Annotated in this window: 12 protein-coding genes; 4 read left to right on the top strand and 8 right to left on the bottom strand. The window is 65.6% G+C overall.

Annotation, left to right across the window (positions count from 1 at the left end; all coding sequences use genetic code 11):
- Positions 1-194: 194 nt before the first annotated feature.
- Positions 195-1,598, top strand: coding sequence for a hypothetical protein (locus tag AC1DYL_RS00335; protein WP_477171628.1), 1,404 nt, complete (start codon positions 195-197; stop codon positions 1,596-1,598).
- 72 nt (positions 1,599-1,670) lie between these two features.
- On the opposite strand, the gene AC1DYL_RS00330 is transcribed toward AC1DYL_RS00335, so the two are convergent.
- The 7 genes from AC1DYL_RS00330 to AC1DYL_RS00300 form a co-directional block, all read right to left on the bottom strand.
- Complete coding sequence (locus AC1DYL_RS00330; RefSeq protein ID WP_477171627.1) at positions 1,671-4,805, bottom strand: efflux RND transporter permease subunit; 3,135 nt, start codon at positions 4,803-4,805, stop codon at positions 1,671-1,673.
- A 166-nt stretch (positions 4,806-4,971) separates the two neighbouring features.
- Positions 4,972-6,189, bottom strand: coding sequence for an efflux RND transporter periplasmic adaptor subunit (locus tag AC1DYL_RS00325; protein WP_477171626.1), 1,218 nt, complete (start codon positions 6,187-6,189; stop codon positions 4,972-4,974).
- Positions 6,190-6,338: 149 nt separating this feature from the next.
- Positions 6,339-6,992, bottom strand: a complete 654-nt coding sequence (locus tag AC1DYL_RS00320) for an ankyrin repeat domain-containing protein (RefSeq protein ID WP_477148991.1) — start codon at positions 6,990-6,992, stop codon at positions 6,339-6,341.
- Positions 6,993-7,081: 89 nt separating this feature from the next.
- Positions 7,082-7,522, bottom strand: a complete 441-nt coding sequence (locus tag AC1DYL_RS00315) for a MarR family winged helix-turn-helix transcriptional regulator (RefSeq protein WP_477171625.1) — start codon at positions 7,520-7,522, stop codon at positions 7,082-7,084.
- Positions 7,523-7,582: 60 nt separating this feature from the next.
- Positions 7,583-8,353 (bottom strand): SIMPL domain-containing protein, encoded by a 771-nt coding sequence (locus AC1DYL_RS00310; RefSeq protein ID WP_477171624.1) that lies wholly within the window; start codon positions 8,351-8,353, stop codon positions 7,583-7,585.
- 147 nt (positions 8,354-8,500) lie between these two features.
- Positions 8,501-9,502: a GlxA family transcriptional regulator gene (locus AC1DYL_RS00305; protein ID WP_477171623.1), complete on the bottom strand. Its 1,002-nt coding sequence runs from the start codon at positions 9,500-9,502 to the stop codon at positions 8,501-8,503.
- Positions 9,499-10,059, bottom strand: coding sequence for a cysteine hydrolase family protein (locus AC1DYL_RS00300; RefSeq protein ID WP_477171622.1), 561 nt, complete (start codon positions 10,057-10,059; stop codon positions 9,499-9,501). The genes AC1DYL_RS00305 and AC1DYL_RS00300 overlap by 4 nt, the downstream gene beginning before the upstream one ends.
- Positions 10,060-10,346: 287 nt before the next feature.
- Here AC1DYL_RS00300 and AC1DYL_RS00295 point away from each other — a divergent pair, with 287 nt between their 5' ends.
- From AC1DYL_RS00295 to AC1DYL_RS00285, 3 genes are all read left to right on the top strand, one after another.
- Positions 10,347-12,518, top strand: a complete 2,172-nt coding sequence (locus AC1DYL_RS00295) for an FdhF/YdeP family oxidoreductase (protein ID WP_477171621.1) — start codon at positions 10,347-10,349, stop codon at positions 12,516-12,518.
- Positions 12,519-12,580: 62 nt separating this feature from the next.
- Complete coding sequence (locus AC1DYL_RS00290) at positions 12,581-14,236, top strand: pentapeptide repeat-containing protein (RefSeq protein WP_477171620.1); 1,656 nt, start codon at positions 12,581-12,583, stop codon at positions 14,234-14,236.
- A complete protein-coding gene (locus tag AC1DYL_RS00285) occupies positions 14,233-14,910 on the top strand; it encodes a DUF2461 domain-containing protein (protein ID WP_477171619.1) in 678 nt (225 codons plus the stop codon). Before AC1DYL_RS00290 ends, AC1DYL_RS00285 begins: the two co-directional genes overlap by 4 nt.
- On the opposite strand, the gene AC1DYL_RS00280 is transcribed toward AC1DYL_RS00285, so the two are convergent.
- Positions 14,911-15,924: a 1-aminocyclopropane-1-carboxylate deaminase gene (locus AC1DYL_RS00280; RefSeq protein WP_477171618.1), complete on the bottom strand. Its 1,014-nt coding sequence runs from the start codon at positions 15,922-15,924 to the stop codon at positions 14,911-14,913. It abuts the gene before it with no gap.
- Between the last annotated feature and the right edge of the window lie 92 nt (positions 15,925-16,016).

Here is a 16,016-nt window from a genome sequence, read left to right as displayed (position 1 = left end):
GCCATTTTTCATTCGCGTAAGTACATGGATACGTCGAGATAAGTGAAAATGTGTAGTTGTTCAAAATGAGTCGTTCTCGTGAGAAATGCGATAACTAAATTGACGGCGACAAACCTTGCGAAAGCTTAACTGACAGCGTCCTGTCAGCTTGACGTATCTAAGTTCAGCTCAGTTGCGAACTGGGAGATACAGTCATGAAAAGCAGCGCGATTGCACTATTGGCAGCAGTTGTACTAGTTGCGGGCACCAACGTGGCCCCGGTACAGGCCGCTGGCCTTCTCGGTGGGATACTTAGTGGCGACAGCGACTCCGACGTCAGCGTCGGCGGCCTCGTCGACGTCAACACCGGGGGCGCCAGCGATGACTCGCTGGTCAATGTTGGCCTTGGCGCCGACAGCGACACCAACCTTGAAATCAACCTTGGCGGCGACGACGACGATGACGACGATGGCCTTCTTGGCGGCGTCGGCGGCTTGGTGGACATCGGCGGCGATGACGATGGCAGCGTGCTCGATGTCGATCTGGGCGGCGAGGACGACGACGACAATAACAGCCTGCTGAACCTCGACCTGGGCGGCAACGACGGCGATGGGCTGCTCGGCAACCTGGATATCGGCGACGTCGATCTCGACGACCTCGACCTTGATCTGGGTGGTGACGACGGCCTGCTCGGTGATCTGAATCTCGACGGCGTGGACCTCGATGGCCTCGATCTGGACGATATCGACGTCGGCCTGGGCGACGATCTGCTCGGTGGCATCGACCTGGACAATCTTGATGTTGGTCTCGGCGACGTAGATCTGGGCGGCGAAGACGGCGTGCTCGGCGGTGGCCTTGGCCTCGGCAACCTGGCCGATCTGGGTGGGGTGGGTGATCTCGGTGGTCTGGACGACCTCGGCGTCGGCGACCTCGGCCTCGGCGATGTCGGTGTAGGCGACCTCGGCCTGGGCGACGTCGGTCTGGGCGGCGTCGGGCTTGGCGATGACCTGCTCGACCTGGGTGATCTGGGTCTCGGCGACCTGGGTCTCGGCGGCTTGGGCGACCTCGGGCTGGGTGGTCTCGATCTCAGCAACCTGGTCGGCGATCTCGGCCTGGGCGATCTGCTCAACCTGAGCGACATCCTTGGCGACCTCAACATCGACCTCGGCACCATTGGCGGTGGCGGCAACGGCAACGGCAATGGCAATGGCGGCAACGGTAACGGCGGGAATGGCGGGAACGGTGGAAACGGCGGCAACGGCGGCGGTGGAACGATTGTCCGCGTAGCCAGCAACGGCGGCGCCGGCGGCTTCATCAACAGCCAGGCTTGCTCGATCCAGGAAGGCCGTCAGGCCGTATCTCTGGCATCCAACATGCAGCTCAACCGCGCCCTGTTCGAGCGGGTGGGCACCGTCAAGGTCGTGCCGGTCCAGCTGTGCGGGCCGACACGCGCCAAGATCGCAGAGCTGTTCGGCAAGAGCAGCAAGGTCCAACTGCTGCAGCGCGCGGTGAGCGGCAACGCCAGCCTCTCAGCCCGCATCAGCGGTTCGGGCTATAGCGCCGGCGACGTCTTCGCAGTGTCGCGCAGCGGCGGTCAGTTGACGGTGTACGTGTTCTGATCTGACCCCACGATCAGAACTCGAAAGAAGGGCGCGGGTCCGCAACCCCGCGCCCTTCGCCTATTGGCAGGGTTATTCCGCCGGGGCAGGGGGCGCTCCGCCCTCCGCCGCATCGGCAGCCGCCAGTTCGCTCTGCAATCGGGCCTCCTCGAGCGCCTTGGGCTTCGAGAACCGCGCCAGCAACAGGTAGGCCACCGGTGTCAGGTACAGCGTCGAAACCGCGGCAAAGCTCAGCCCACCCACCATGATCCAGCCGAGTGCCGCCCGCGCTTCCGATCCGGCGCCACCCGCAATGATCAGCGGCACGCCGCCGAGCACCGTGGCGATCATGGTCATCACCACCGGTCGCAGCCGGATGTTGGCCGAGTTCTCCACCGCCTCGCGGACGTTCTGGCCGCGGTCGCGCAACTGGTTGGCGAACTCGACGATCAGGATGCCGTTCTTGGCCATGATGCCCACCACCAGCACCAGCCCGATCTGGCTATAGACGTTGAGCGTCACCCCGGTCAGCAGCATCGCGAACACCGCACAGGCGAGCCCGAACGGCACCGTTGCCATGACGATGATGGCGCTCCACACGCTCTCGAACTGCGCCGCCAGCACCAGCAGGATGACGATCAGCGCGAAGCCGAAGGTGATGATCAGCCCGTTATTGCTCTCGCCGAGCGTCTTGGCCTCCGCCATCGGGATGATCGCCGCGCCCTCCGGCAGCAGCGGCTGGGCAATCGTCACCGCCTCGTTATAGGCGTCCCCGAGCGCAAAGCCATCGGTCAACGCCGCGGTGACGGTGACCGCCCGGCGCTGCTGCTCGCGGCCGAGCGAGGGCGCGATCGGCGCCTCGGTCAGCGATGCGATGGTCGACATCGGCACGTAGCGGCCGTCGGTGGTCTTCAAGAAGATCGACTCGAGGTCGCCGGGGTCGTTCACCGGGCTCGAGGTCGAGGTCATGCGCACCGAGAAGCTGGCGTCGTTGATGAACACCGTGCCGACATCCGAGCCGTCGATCATGGCCTGCATGGTGGTGCCGAGGCCGTTGATGTCGATGCCCAGCTGCGCCGCTTTCTCGCGGTCGATGGTCAGCGTCATCTGCGGCTGCGTGGTCTCGTAGTTGACCGAGACGCGGCCCCATTTCTCGTCCTTCTCCAACTCCGCCTTCACCTTGTTGGCGGCATCGGAGAGGGTGGCGTAGTTGTCGCCGACCAGCGCGAACTGCAGGCCCGCACCGCCGCCGCGCACGCCGAGGCTGTTGCCCTGGCGGATGGTGGCGCGGACGCCTGGCACCTGGGTCAGCAACTGGGTGATCTCGGCGGCGATCTGCTGCTGCGAACGGGTGCGATGCTCCCAGTCGGCCAGCGTCAGGATGATGAAGCCGGAATTGGTGTTCGAGCCGAAACCCGAAATCGAGAAGATGCTCGTCGCCTCGCCGCTCGCCTTGTAGGGCGCCACGAGGTCCTCGATCTTCTGCATCTGGGTGCGGGTGAAATCGAGGCTCACCGTCGCCGGGGCGCTGACATTGATGGCGATGGACGCCCGGTCTTCGGGCGGCGTCAGCTCCTGCTTCAGCGTACCGAACGCCACATAGGCGGCGCCAGCGAACAGCACCGCAATGACGATCACCACCAGCGGATTGTCGAGCGCCAGATGCAGGGTGCGCCGGTAAATCCCGGCCAGCACGCCGCCGAAGCGCTGCACCGCATTGGGCGGCCGCTCGACATGCGGCTTCAGCAGCCGCGACGCCATCATCGGCGCCAGCGACAGCGCTACCACCGCCGACAGCCCCACCGAGATGGCGAGGGTGAAGCCGAACTCGCGGAACAACAGCCCCGTCTGCCCCGGCAGGAACGAGATCGGTATGAACACGGCGGCCAATGTCAGCGTCGTCGCGATGACGGCGAAGAACACCTCTTGCGTGCCCAGCACCGCCGCGGCGCGGGGCCCAAGCCCCATGCCGCGCCGCCGCGTGATGTTCTCGAGCACCACGATAGCGTCGTCGACGACGAGGCCTGTTGCGATCACAAGTGCCAGCAATGTCAGGATGTTGAGCGAGAATCCGAACGCATAGATTCCGGCCACGGTGCCGATCAGCGCCACCGGCATGGTGATCGCCGGAATGATGGTCGCCCGCCAATCCAGGAGGAACAGGAAGATGATGACGATGACGCCGAACACGGCGATCAGCAGCGAGCGTTCGACCTCATGGATGGCGCCCGAAATGAACACCGACTCGTCGGACGAGATGTTGATGTTCACTCCCGGCGGGAGCGCGCTCTTCAGGTCCGCGACCGCCTTCTTCACCCCCTCGGAAATCTGCACCGTGTTCGATTGAGCCTGCCGGACGATGCCGAGCCCGATGCCGGACTTGCCGTCCGCTCGCAGCCCCGAGTTCGAGGCGCCGGGTGAGAACACCACGCTCGCCACATCGCCGAGCCGTGTCGTCCCCTTGATGACGATGTTCTCGAACTGCTCGGGCGTGTTCACCTCGGCAATGGCGCGGATGGCGATGTTCTGGTTGGTGCCGTTGAGCGAGCCGGCCGGGCTGTCGAAAGCAATGGTCGAGAGCGCGTTGCGGATATCGCCGACGGTCAGCCCGAGACTCGCGAGTTTCACCTGATCGACATCGATCTCGAAGCTCTTGTCCTGGCTGCCGTTGATCTGCACGTCGGCAACGCCCGGCACGGCGGCCAGCCGCTCGGAGATGGTGTTCTCGACCAGCGCCGTCAGCTCATCCTTGGGCATGGTGTCGGAGGTGACGGCCAGCTGGATGATCGCCTGCGCATTCGAGTCCGCCTTGACGATGGTCGGCGTCTCGGCACCATCGGGCAGCCGGTTGGTGATGCGGCCCAGCGCATCGCGGATATCGGAAGTTGCGTTGTCGAGGTTGGTGCCGTCGTTGAACGTCATCGACACACGGCTGCGGCCATAGGACGAATCCGACGAGATCGACGCCACGCCCTGGATCCGCGCCACCACGCCCTCGATGGCCGAGGTGATTTCGCGGTCGACCGTCTCGGCGGCGGCGCCGGGGAAGTTGGTGGAAATCGAGAGAGTAGGGCGCTCGACACTCGGCAACTCACGGATCTCGACGCCGAAGAAGGCCGCCAACCCCGCCACAATGATCAGGCAGCTGACGACGATCGCCAGCACCGGTCGCCGCACGAACAGCCCGGCAATGGCCCCACCACGCTCGTTCTGGGATTGGATGCTCATTGGCGTATCCCCCGGCCGCCGGCACGTGCCGGCCCCCACCCCTGTCCCGCAAGGGGGAGGGAGACGCCAACCGAAAGCTCGGTGCGTGAGGGACGATAGTTGATCGGGAGGGTCTCCCTCCCCCTTGCGGGGAGGGGACAGGGGTGGGGGGCCACAGCCACCGGCCTCACGACGGGTTCCCCTCGCCCGGCTTCTGCCGCTTCCGCCCCTCGCCACCACCGTCCGCCGGCGCATCCAGCAGCCGCACGCTGGCCCCAGCCGTCAGCTGCTGCACGCCCTGCGTCACCACCTGCTCGCCCGCGGCGAGTTCCGCCTTCACCAGCACCCCGTCGGAGTTGCGCTGGATGATCTCCACCGGCACGCGTTCGACCTTGCCGTCGACGAACTTCCACAGATAGCTCCCCTGGCTCGACCACTGGATGGCCAGCGGATCGACCGAAGGGAACTGCTCGCCCGGAAAGCTCATACTCACGGAGAACGACATACCGGGCTTGAGCCGGCCCTCGTCGTTGGGGATCGCGGCTTCCACCTTCAGCGTCCGGCTTGCCGGATCGATGCGGTTGTCGACGGCGCTGACCTCGCCCGCGATGGTCTGGCCGGGCAGCGCCACGGCCGCAGCGGTCAGCGGCATCCCGGTGGCGATGGCCGAGGCGTAGCGCTCCGGTACCCAGAAGCTGACGAGGATATGCGAGGTGTCCTCGATGGTGGTCACCACGGTCTGCGCCGTGACGGTATTGCCGGGGCTGACCTGGAACAGTCCGACGGTTCCGCCGATCGGGGTGGAGATCGTGCGCTTCTGCAGCGCCAGGTCGGCATTCTGCAGCTCGAGCCGGGCATTGTTGAACGCCAGCTGTGCCGCCGCGACCTGCACGGTGGTGGTGGTGCTGGCCTTGGCCAGCTCATTGGTGCGATCGAGCGCTGTCTGGGCGTCGTCGAAAGCGAGCTTGGCCCGCTCCTGGGCGATCTGTTCGGCATCGGCATCGAGGTGCCCGATCACCGCCTTGGCCGCCACCACGTCGCCCGGGTTGACCAGCAGCTCGGTGAGCGTGCCGCTCGCCGGCGAAACCACCGTAACCGAATGGGCCGCCGCGCCCTCGCCGATCGAGGTCAGCTTGTCGTTGATGGTCGCGAGCAGCACCGGGGCGGTCACCACCACCATGGTGCGGTTGCCACCGCGTCCGCCGCCGCCACCTCCGCCGCGCTGGCCGCTGGCCTGCTGCTGGGCCGGTGCTCCGGCGGGGCTGGTCGCGGCTTCAGCCGGCTCGCCGAAGGGCAGGGTGATGCCGAAGCGGGCCAGCGTCTGGGGCGCACCGGGCACAAGGAAGATGTATGCGGCCGCGGCCGCTCCCAAAATGACGAGCGAAAGCAGCAATTGCCTGAACAAGCGACCGATTCCCAAAGAGATATGCCCCAGCCGGATCAGGGGCAGAACGGCCCGGACGATAGCATCGCCATCCCCCGGTGCACATTAACTCGCCGTAACGTTGGGGTGAGTGGCAGGCCGGCAAAACCAGCCCCGGCGTTCGCCGCTAGCTAACGCGCCAGCCGCTCTGCCAACCACGCATGCCCGCCATTATTCGCATGGGCGATGGCATCCTCGCCCTTCGCGTTGGCCTGCCTCGGGTCCGCCCCGAACAGCAGCAGCAGCCCGACGATCGCCGCGTCGCCGTGCATCGCCGCGACATGCAGCGGGGTGAAACCGTCGGCCTGCGGCTGGCTCGGGTCGGCCCCGGCGCGGAGCAGCTTTTCCACCATCTTGGTGTTGCGCTTGGCGGTGGCCGCATGGAGCGCGGCGACCTTCTGCGGGTTCTGTGCTGCCTCGTTGACGTCGCGGGTCAGCGGCAGCAGCAGCTCGAAGGCCTCGGCATTATCGAAGAACGCCGCCAGCCCAAGCGGCGTGAAGCCGTCGCGCGACAGTTCATTGGGGTCCCAGCCACCGGCTAGCGCTGCTTCCAGCCGTGCGCCATCCTTGAGAATGATGGCCTCGTGCGGATCGAGCTCGGTGATCAGCGCCCGCACCGCGGCGATGGCGCCGACATTGCCCATGTATGCGCACCAGGCCACCAGCGAGGCGCCGCTCTGATGGCGGGCGCGCGCAAGCTCGGGATCATGCGACAGCTCTGCTCGCAGGCGGTCGAGATCGTTGCTGGTCACCAATACGAATGGATCGTTCGCGGTGGCGCTCATCATCGCACCATAGCACCGTCAGAAAAGCCCGTCATTCGCCCCTCCCATTTGCATAGCATTGCTATACAAAAACCGGTGCACGCTGTCCACTAGTCGCGATGGTTGACCGCATCGACCAGCGGGGTGAGCAACGGACGGAGCGCGGCGATGGTTGCGTCGTCCAGCGGGCCGAGCATGGCCTCGATGACTTCGAGCCGCCGCGCCCGGGCTGCCTCGAAAATTCGCCTGCCCTCCGGGCTGATGGCGACCATCTGCACGCGCCGGTCGGTCTGGGACCGGGCGCGGGTGACGGCGCTCGCCGCCTCCAGTGAGGCGACGATCCGCGTCATGGTCGGCTGCGCCACCTGCTCGGCCTCGGCCAGCGCCGTAAGGGGCAACTCGGGGGTGAAGTAGAGGACCGACAGGGCGGACAACTGCGCCGGCCCAACCCCAGCCTCGCGGTCCACTACACGAGCCCGGCGCAGCAGCCGGATAGCGATGCTGTGAAGGCGCTCGGCGGTTTCGGCGCGAAGCGCTGAGGGAGTGGCCATGCCGCAGTTCTAGCAGCGCTGCCGGATGGCCGCTACAGAGGCGGTTAGCCGCCTTGCGGCTCAAGATCCGGGTACGATCTCGAAAGTAACCGAGGCTTCTCGGGTAAAGGTCATCTCGCCGGTGCTGATGAGCGGCGCGGCGAGCATGAGATCGGCGGCTCCACCCTCGCCGTAGCTCCCCTCGAGGCCGTCGGCCAGCGTGGCGGGCGACTGGTGGTCCCACTGCGCCGGCGCAATGTTTGCTCCAACGTCGACAAGCCTCCCCAGCCGGAACCCGAGCGTCTTCGCCGTGAGTTCCGCCTTGGCCTTTGCGGCCAGCAGGGCTTTGGCAAAGGCCTCGTCATAGTAGCGCTGCTCGTCGGCGACCGCGAAGCTGATGCGGCCGATGTCCTTGAGGCCAGCCTCGATCGCGCCGGTCAGGATCGCAGCATAATTGTCGAGGTTCCGGATGCGCACTGTGATGCTGTTATTGAGGCGATACCCTTCGAGTTCGCAGGGAACCAGCGGCTGGTCGGTGCGATACGACTGCCCGCAGCCCTCCGGCCCCAGGATTTCCTCGATAGCGTAGCCGTTGGTCTCGAGGTCGGTGTCCTGCAGACCCTGTTCGCGCAGTACCGCAACCACCTTTCGAGCCTGCACGGCGTCCTCGTGAACCGCCTCTTCCGGTGTCTTGCCCTCGGACTTGAAGCCGATCTGGAAGAACATGGTGTCGGGCTTGGCGACGGCGCTCCCGGTCGCGCCGGAGACGAATGTTCCCACTTCGGCCGCGCCCGCGGCGGTGGCAGCAAGCGTCGCAACGGCGATCAACACCGCCGGCAATAGATTTTTCACGGATGTTTCCCTCAGTACCCCAAGTACCCATGTACTCAAGTGCCGATACTAGTTCATAGTTCATGATAGCAATATTGTGGCACAGGGCGGCGGCGCAGGACTGCGCAGTAGAGAATTTCTCGGGCCATTCAGCCGCAGAGCAGACGCTTATGCAGGTTCTCGCGTTCTCGCAGCGCTCGGCGGGGTCGGGTTAATCCTGCCCCAGGCGCGGCGGAGCTGGCGGGAAGAGGCGAAGCCGGAGCGTTCGGCGATGCGCTCCATGTCGAGGCGAGTTTCGCTCAGCAGTTGCTGGGCGAGGGCCACGCGCAGCCGGTTCACGTAGTCTGGGATGCTCATGCCCGCGTGGTCGTTGAAGAGGCGCGAGACATGGCGCGGGCTGGCGATGGCGATTTGCGCCAGCGTCTCCAGCGACCAGTCGCGGGCCGGATCGGCGGTGATGGCGTCCTGCACGCGGTGGATGGCCGGATGGATGTGGTTGCGGCCCTCGAGCCACGGGGACAGCTGTGGGTCGGTGCCGGCGCGGCGCAGGTAGACGACGAGGTAGCGCGCCACGGCCGCGGCCGTTGCCGGGCTCGTCAACTGGCCGATGATGTGCAGCATCAGGTCGATGCCGGCGGTGATGCCGGCGCTGGTGTAGCGCTCGCCATCCTCGACATAGAGCCGGTTCTCCAGCACCCGGGCGGTGGGCGCGGCTTCGGCGAGCAGCGTGCAATCGGTGAAGTGTGTCGTGCAGGCCCGACCATCGAGCAGCCCGGCGCGAGCCGCAAGCAGGGCACCCGAGCAGATCGACACCAGCCGGATGCCCGGCCGGATATTGGCGCGCAGCCATGCGACCACATCGTCCGAACCTTCGAGCGGCGCCTCTATCGTCCCCAGCCGGTCGGCACCGAGGATGAGTTCAGTGTCGCCGGAAAGGACGACCATCGCATCGTCCTCGATACTGGCGGGTAGCGGCTCGATGCCGGTGACGGTCAGCCCGATCGAACTGGTGATCGTCGGTAGCGCCCCGATATAGCGGACATCGAACGCCACCTCCGACTGCATCTGGTTTGCCTTGCGCAGAGCCTCCATCGGCCCCGCGACATCGAGCAGAAGCGTCCGCGCCGGCAGCACGACATAGACCGGGATCCGGCGCGGGGCAGGGCTCATGCGGCGGCGGCCTTGGGCGCCCCGGCGAGGGCCTCGGCGATAGTGCAGACGCGGGCGAAGCGGCCATCGAGCACCGCGGCGGTGCGGGCCTTCAGTTCCTCGACGCTCCAGGTGCGGCCGGTCTTGTCGGTCAGCGCCATGGTGTGGGTCGCTTCGGTGACATAGTCGACCTGCCAGCCGAGATCGGAAGCATGCCGGGTCGTCGTCTCGCAGCATTGCTCGGTGCGGATGCCGGACACGATCAGCCGCCGGATGCCGTTCTCGGTCAGCCAGACATCGAGCCCCGAGCCGACAAGGGCCGAGTGGCGGGTCTTGTGGAACTCCGCATCGGGCGTCAGCTGCAGTTCGGCCAGCGGGCGCACGAAGCCGGACGCCAGCGAGAAGATCCCCTCGGGCTCGACGTGGAGCACGCGGACGACGGCGTAGCCCTTGGCCCGCGCCCCATCGATCAGCGCCTGCTGGTTCCTAAAGTACGTCGCGTAGTCGGTCTCGAACCAGTTCTGGCGCTGCCGGAACGATTCCTGGGCATCGATGACGAGCAGTGCGGTGTCGGACATTTCTAGCCTCACATGGTGTGGTGATTGGCTGAAGGTACGGAGCCGCAGATTGCGGCGAAAGGCACGTACAGGTCAAGGAGCGGACAGAAAAGGACATGGTTGCATTCGGTGGCTGTGGCCCCCCACCGCTGTCCCCTCCCCACAAAAGGGAGGGAGACGCCCGCACAAAGGCCGGTGTTTTGGTCTCCCTCCCCCTTGCGGGGAAGGGACAGGGGTGGGGGTCGGCAAGCACCGGCGCTTTTGGCGTTCCCGCGGCCATGCTAACCTCGCCACAACGAGGAGTTCCCATGACTATCGACGACAGGCCGCGGATCGTTGGCGGCGGCCCCAAGAAGCTGCTCTACACCGTCGAAACCATCCGCAAGATCGGGCTCGGCAAGGCGGCGAAGGCCCTGACGGCCAAGAACACCTGCAAGGCCTGTGCCTATGGCATGGGCGGGCAGAAGGGCGGGATGACCAATGAACTCGGCGAGTTTCCGTCGGTCTGCAACAAGTCTGTCCAGGCGCAATCGACCGATATCCAGCCGGCCATCCCGAACGAGGCGTTCCTCCATCCGGTGAGCGACCTGCAGCAGCTCAGCGGCCGCGAGATGGAGCGGCTCGGCCGGCTCAACACGCCACTGTTCAAAGCGGTCGGCGCTGACAGGTTCGAGCCGGTGAACTGGGATTTCGCCATCGCCCACGCGGCGGCGCAGCTGAAAGCCACCAACCCCAACCGCAGCTTCTTTTATTCCTCAGGCCGCTCGTCGAACGAGGCTGGCTTCGTGTTCCAGCTGCTGGCCCGGGTGTTCGGCACCAACAACGTCAACAACTGCTCCTACTATTGCCACCAGGCGACCAGCGAGGGGATGGCGACCACCATCGGCAAGGGTACCGCGACAGTCGAGCTCGAGGACCTGACCGGCGCCGACCTGATCTTCGTCATCGGCGCCAACCCGTCGTCCAACCACCCGCGCTTCATTCATATGCTGAAGCACTGCCGCGATCGCGGCGGGGACGTCATCGTCATCAATCCGGCGAAGGAGCCGGGGCTGGTGAAGTTCGCGGTGCCGAAGTCGCCGACCTCGATGCTGTCTGGTGGCACCGAGATTGCGTCCGACTACCTGCAGCCGCGGATCGGCTCTGACATCTGGCTGTTCAAAGGGCTGATGAAGGCGATCCTCGCAATGGGAGCCGAGGACAAAACCTTCATCGAAAACCACACGGCAGAAGTTCATGATCTAAAGGCAGATCTTGACCAACTTTCGTGGGAACAGATCGCGGCTAATACATCGATTTCCAGGGCGGATATCGAGCGCGTCGCCACCCGCTATGCCAACCGGCAGAACGTCGTGTTCGCCTGGGGCATGGGCATGACCCACCACCTCCACGGGGTCGAAAACGTCGAGGCTATCGCCAACCTCGCGCTGCTTAGAGGCATGATCGGCAAGCGCTTTTCCGGACTGCTCCCGCTGCGTGGCCACTCCAACGTCCAGGGCATCGGCACCATCGGCGTCAAGCCCATCGTCTCCGAGCAGGTATTCGCCGCGATGGAGCAGGCGTTCGGCATAAAACTCAGTCGCACCAAGGGCTTCGATACCATGGCCGGCCTCGAAGCGGCCGCCCGCGGCGAGATAGACAGCGCCGTGATCATGGGCGGGAACCTGTGGGGCGCGACCCCGGACACCGATTTCGCCAGCCGCGCCATGGGCGCCATCGGCTTCAAGCTGTTCCTCACCACCACGCTAAACCGCGGGCACGTCAACGGGTTAGGGGAGGGCGAGGTGCTGATCCTCCCCGTCACCGCCCGCGACGAGGAGTGGTCCCCGACGACCCAGGAATCGATGTTCAACTTCGTCCGCCTCTCCGACGGCGGCATCGAGCGGCTCGACAATGTGCGGCCGGAGACGGTGATCCTCTGCGATCTGGCCAAGCTCCTCGTTCCGGATTCTCCAATTGATTTCAACGGCTTCAAGCAGCACTCGAAAGTGCGCGAGGCAATTGCCCGGATCGTCCCCGGCCTCGAGCAACTGGCGGATATCGACGTGGCGAAGCGCGAGTTCCACATCAAGCACCGCGTGCTCCACACCCCCGAGTTCGCCACCGCGGACGGCAAAGCGCACTTCGTCGTCACCCCGCTGCCCAAGGCTCCGGCACCGCTCACCCTCGCCACGGTGCGCTCGGAAGGCCAGTTCAACACCATCATCTACGAAGAGCAGGACAGCTACCGCTTCAAGGCCGGGCGCGACGCCATCTTCCTCAACCGTGAGGACATGGCAGTGTTCGGCGTCAGCGACGGCCAGCGCGTCACCATCGCGTCCGACACCGGCAAGATGACCGGCACTGCCACCGCCTTCGACCTGCCGCGCGGCTCCGCGCTGGCCTATTACCCCGAAGCCAATGTGCTCTGCGGCACCGCCGTCGACCCGCGCTCGAAGACGCCGGCGTTCAAGTCAGTACCGATCTGGATCGAGGCGTGAGCAGGCGGGATTGCCGGCTATCTGAACTCGGATAATGTTCCCCGGGGCGCGGGGGCGATGCGATGACGGACGACAAGCAGGGACAGGCAACGCCGCGGGATGTGGATCGCCCCGGCGAGCGGGCGCGGGCGTTCAACGCCGCCGTGGCGATGCTGGGCATCGCGGTCGTCGTCTTCATCATCGGCGTCGTTGTCGGCTTCCCGCTCTCTACCTTCGGGGTGGAGTTCATCACGGCGAATTCCGGCCTGGTCTTCGGCCTGCTGTTCGGCTTCCTCGTGCTGGTGCTGGTCGTCACCGCGGTGTTGATGATCTTCCGCCGCCAGATCTGGGAGAGCCTGTTCAAACGCGGCGAAGTCGAGATGGAGCGCTTCGCCCGGCCGCTCTCCGAGGTCGCGCGCTTCGCAGCGCTACAGAAGGTCGCCGAGGCGACGGAGTCCGCCCGCGATCTCGCCGAGCTGGTGCTGGCGCGCTACGCCTGGGTCTCGACCCGTCGCTGGCTGATGGCGACGATCACGGCGTTCATCGCGGCCATCGCAGCGCTAGCGGGTTCGGCGCTGCTGTTCCAGCAGAACCAGTTGCTGCGCACCCAGATCGGCCTGATGCAGGACCAGAACGGGCGCATCGCCGAGCAGAACCGCTTCATCCAGAGCCAGATCGAGCTAGGCGAGGCGCAGCGTTCCACCTCGATCGTGCCGGAGATCCTAGAGATCGGCGCCCAGGTGGCGCAGGAAGTGGCGGGGTTCAACACCTTCGCCGGTGACAAGCCCTCCATTGCCGGCCTCAGCCCGGGTTTGCGCGCCCGCATCATCGCGGCGACCACCGCGGCGCGGCCCTACCGGTACCTGCGCAACCCGCTGACCGATCTCGATGAGAACCTGCTGATGTCGTCGGGCTTGTTGCGCAGGACGGACCTGGCGGCGTCCGCGACGATCCGGCAGCAGCTAGATGCGGCGAATGGCAATGTCCAGTTCGCCGGCGAGCAGAGCGGCGTGATGTCGGATCGGCCGCTCTCACCGGAGCGCGGCCAAATAGTCGGGCTGCTGATCTCCAACGGCCTCACCGACTTCTCGGAGCTCAACGGGGCTGATTTCAGCTTCGCTGAGGTGCGGGCCGCGAGCACCGGCAGCAACCTCCGCTTTCACTTCGCGTCGCTGCGCTTTGCGAATTTCGACCGGCAGCTCCTCGTCGGCGCGGAGTTCGACGGGGCGTATCTCGAGCACGCGCGGTTCCGGAATGCCAACCTCAACTACGTTCAGTTCACCACCGCCGAGCTGCCGTCGATCACCGGCGGCGAGGGGCTGAAGCAGGGAGCGCAGCTCTCAGGCACCGACTTCTCCGGGGCTATCCTCAAGCACGTCTCGTTCGACGGCAGCCGGGGTTTCGGCATCAATTTCGACGGCGGGATCGTCCACAACTCGACGTTTGCCGGCACCTCGATGGCTGGCAGCACGTTCCGCGGCAGCATCTTCGGCATGGCGGACTTCAGCGGCGCCGACCTCAAGAGCGTCGACTTCGACGGCGCCATCGTCTTCGATCCGGCGTTCCTCGATACGGTTGCCGCACAGGCTGCGCCCGGCAGTTTCGTCCGCGACCGCTTTGCGATAGCACCCATCGCAGCCGAGGAGTTCGCTCGGCATCCGCGCTGGTCCGATGCCTGGCTGGATGGCCTCGAAGCCAAGCAGGCATATCGCATCACACGTGTAGGAGCCTTCGAATGAGCGGTTTCCCCAAGCAGACCTTCGAGTTCCTCGCGGGGATCGCGGCCCACAACGAGAAGGCCTGGTTCGACGCCAACCGGCCGCTCTACGAGGCCGGATACGTCGAGCCGGGAAAGGTCTTCGTCGCCGAGATCGGGCCGCGGCTCAAGGCGATCTCGCCCGAGGTGCAGTTCGACCCCAAGGTCAACGGCTCGATCTCCCGCATCAACCGCGACATCCGCTTCTCGAAGGACAAGCGGCCTTACAAGCAGCACCTCGCCCTATGGTTCTGGCACGGCGACAGGCGCAGCTGGGATCGGCCCGGCTTCTACGTCCACGTCGAGGCCGAACGGGTGTTCCTCGGGACCGGCATGTACGGCTTCGACAAGGACACGCTGGAGAGCTTCCGCCAGTCGGTGATCCACCCGCGCTCCGGCAAGGCGCTGGTCGCGGCGGTGGCCGCAGTGAAGGCGAAGGGCGCCTACAGCATCGGCGAGAAGACCCGCAAGCTGATGCCGCGGGGGTTCGAAACCGACGCGGACCGTGCCGAATACCTGCTCTACGAGGGCCTGACGGCCGGCATCGAGCTGCCAGCCAGCGCCGCCGCGCAGCCGGATTTCGCCGACGTCTGCATCGAGCACTTCGCCAACACCGCCCCGATCACCCGCTGGCTGATTGCCGAGGTGGCGGGCTGATCAGCCGTTGCGAAAAGCGTAGCCGTAGCCGTTGAGCGCCGGGGCGCCGCCGAGGTGGGCGTAGAGCACCTTCGATCCCCCAGGGAAGTAGCCGGTCTGGACTAGATCGATCATCCCCTGCATGGATTTACCCTCGTAGACCGGGTCGGTGATCATGCCTTCGAGCCGTCCGACCAGGCGAATGGCGTCCTTGGTCTCCGCGGACGGAACGCCGTAGACCGGGTAGGCGTATTCCTCGAGCAGGACTACGTCGTCCCCTGTGATTGGCCGGCCGAGTTCCACCAGTTCTGCCGTGCGCTGGGCGATTTCCAGCACTTGAGCGCGGGTTTGCTGCGGCGTGCAGGAGGCATCGATCCCAATGACGTTGCGGGCCCGGCCGTCAGCCGCAAAGCCCACCAGCATGCCCGCATGAGTCGAGCCCGTGACGGTGCAGACCACGATGTAGTCGAACTTGAACCCGAGTTCGGTCTCCTGCGCGCGCACCTCTTCGGCAAAGCCGACATAGCCGAGGCCGCCGAACTTGTGCACCGAGGCGCCGGCCGGAATCGGGTAGGGCTTGCCGCCCGCCGCCTCGACCTCGGCGATCGCCTGCTTCCAGCTGTCGCGGATGCCGATATCGAAGCCGTCGTCGACGAGCCGCACGTCGGCACCCATGATGCGGCTCAGCATGATGTTGCCGACCCGGTCATAGACCGCGTCCTCGTGCGGCACCCAGCTTTCCTGCACAAGCCGGCACTTGAAGCCGATCTTGGCCGCGACAGCCGCTACCATGCGGGTGTGGTTGGACTGCACGCCGCCGATAGACACCAGTGTATCGGCGCCGGAGGCGATCGCGTCGGGGATGATGTACTCGAGCTTGCGTAGCTTGTTGCCACCAAAAGCGAGGCCGGAGTTGCAGTCCTCGCGCTTGGCATAGAGCTCGACGGCGCCACCAAGATGGGCGCTGAGACGCTCGAGTTTCTCGATTGGTGTGGGTCCGAAGGTCAGTTTGTATCGGGGGAATTTGGCGAGCATCGGGGTACCCTCCTTGAGTTGAAACACAACCAAAAGGGTAGCAAATCGGCCACGAAAGGTGCTTCCTAACTCTATGTTCACGCTGCGCCAGA

The sequence above is a fragment of the Devosia sp. P1_H9 genome (assembly GCF_056405135.1).
The sequence above is the reverse complement of the archived record's forward strand: the minus strand, read 5'-3'. Positions and strand labels throughout refer to the sequence as shown.

Coding starts and splice junctions, on each gene's coding strand:
- AC1DYL_RS00335 (WP_477171628.1), top strand. CDS start 195: ATGAAAAGCAGCGCGATTGCACTATTGGCAGCAGTTGTACTAGTTGCG.
- AC1DYL_RS00330 (WP_477171627.1), bottom strand. CDS start 4,805: ATGAGCATCCAATCCCAGAACGAGCGTGGTGGGGCCATTGCCGGGCTG.
- AC1DYL_RS00320 (WP_477148991.1), bottom strand. CDS start 6,992: ATGAGCGCCACCGCGAACGATCCATTCGTATTGGTGACCAGCAACGAT.
- AC1DYL_RS00315 (WP_477171625.1), bottom strand. CDS start 7,522: ATGGCCACTCCCTCAGCGCTTCGCGCCGAAACCGCCGAGCGCCTTCAC.
- AC1DYL_RS00305 (WP_477171623.1), bottom strand. CDS start 9,502: ATGAGCCCTGCCCCGCGCCGGATCCCGGTCTATGTCGTGCTGCCGGCG.
- AC1DYL_RS00300 (WP_477171622.1), bottom strand. CDS start 10,059: ATGTCCGACACCGCACTGCTCGTCATCGATGCCCAGGAATCGTTCCGG.
- AC1DYL_RS00295 (WP_477171621.1), top strand. CDS start 10,347: ATGACTATCGACGACAGGCCGCGGATCGTTGGCGGCGGCCCCAAGAAG.
- AC1DYL_RS00290 (WP_477171620.1), top strand. CDS start 12,581: ATGACGGACGACAAGCAGGGACAGGCAACGCCGCGGGATGTGGATCGC.
- AC1DYL_RS00285 (WP_477171619.1), top strand. CDS start 14,233: ATGAGCGGTTTCCCCAAGCAGACCTTCGAGTTCCTCGCGGGGATCGCG.
- AC1DYL_RS00280 (WP_477171618.1), bottom strand. CDS start 15,924: ATGCTCGCCAAATTCCCCCGATACAAACTGACCTTCGGACCCACACCA.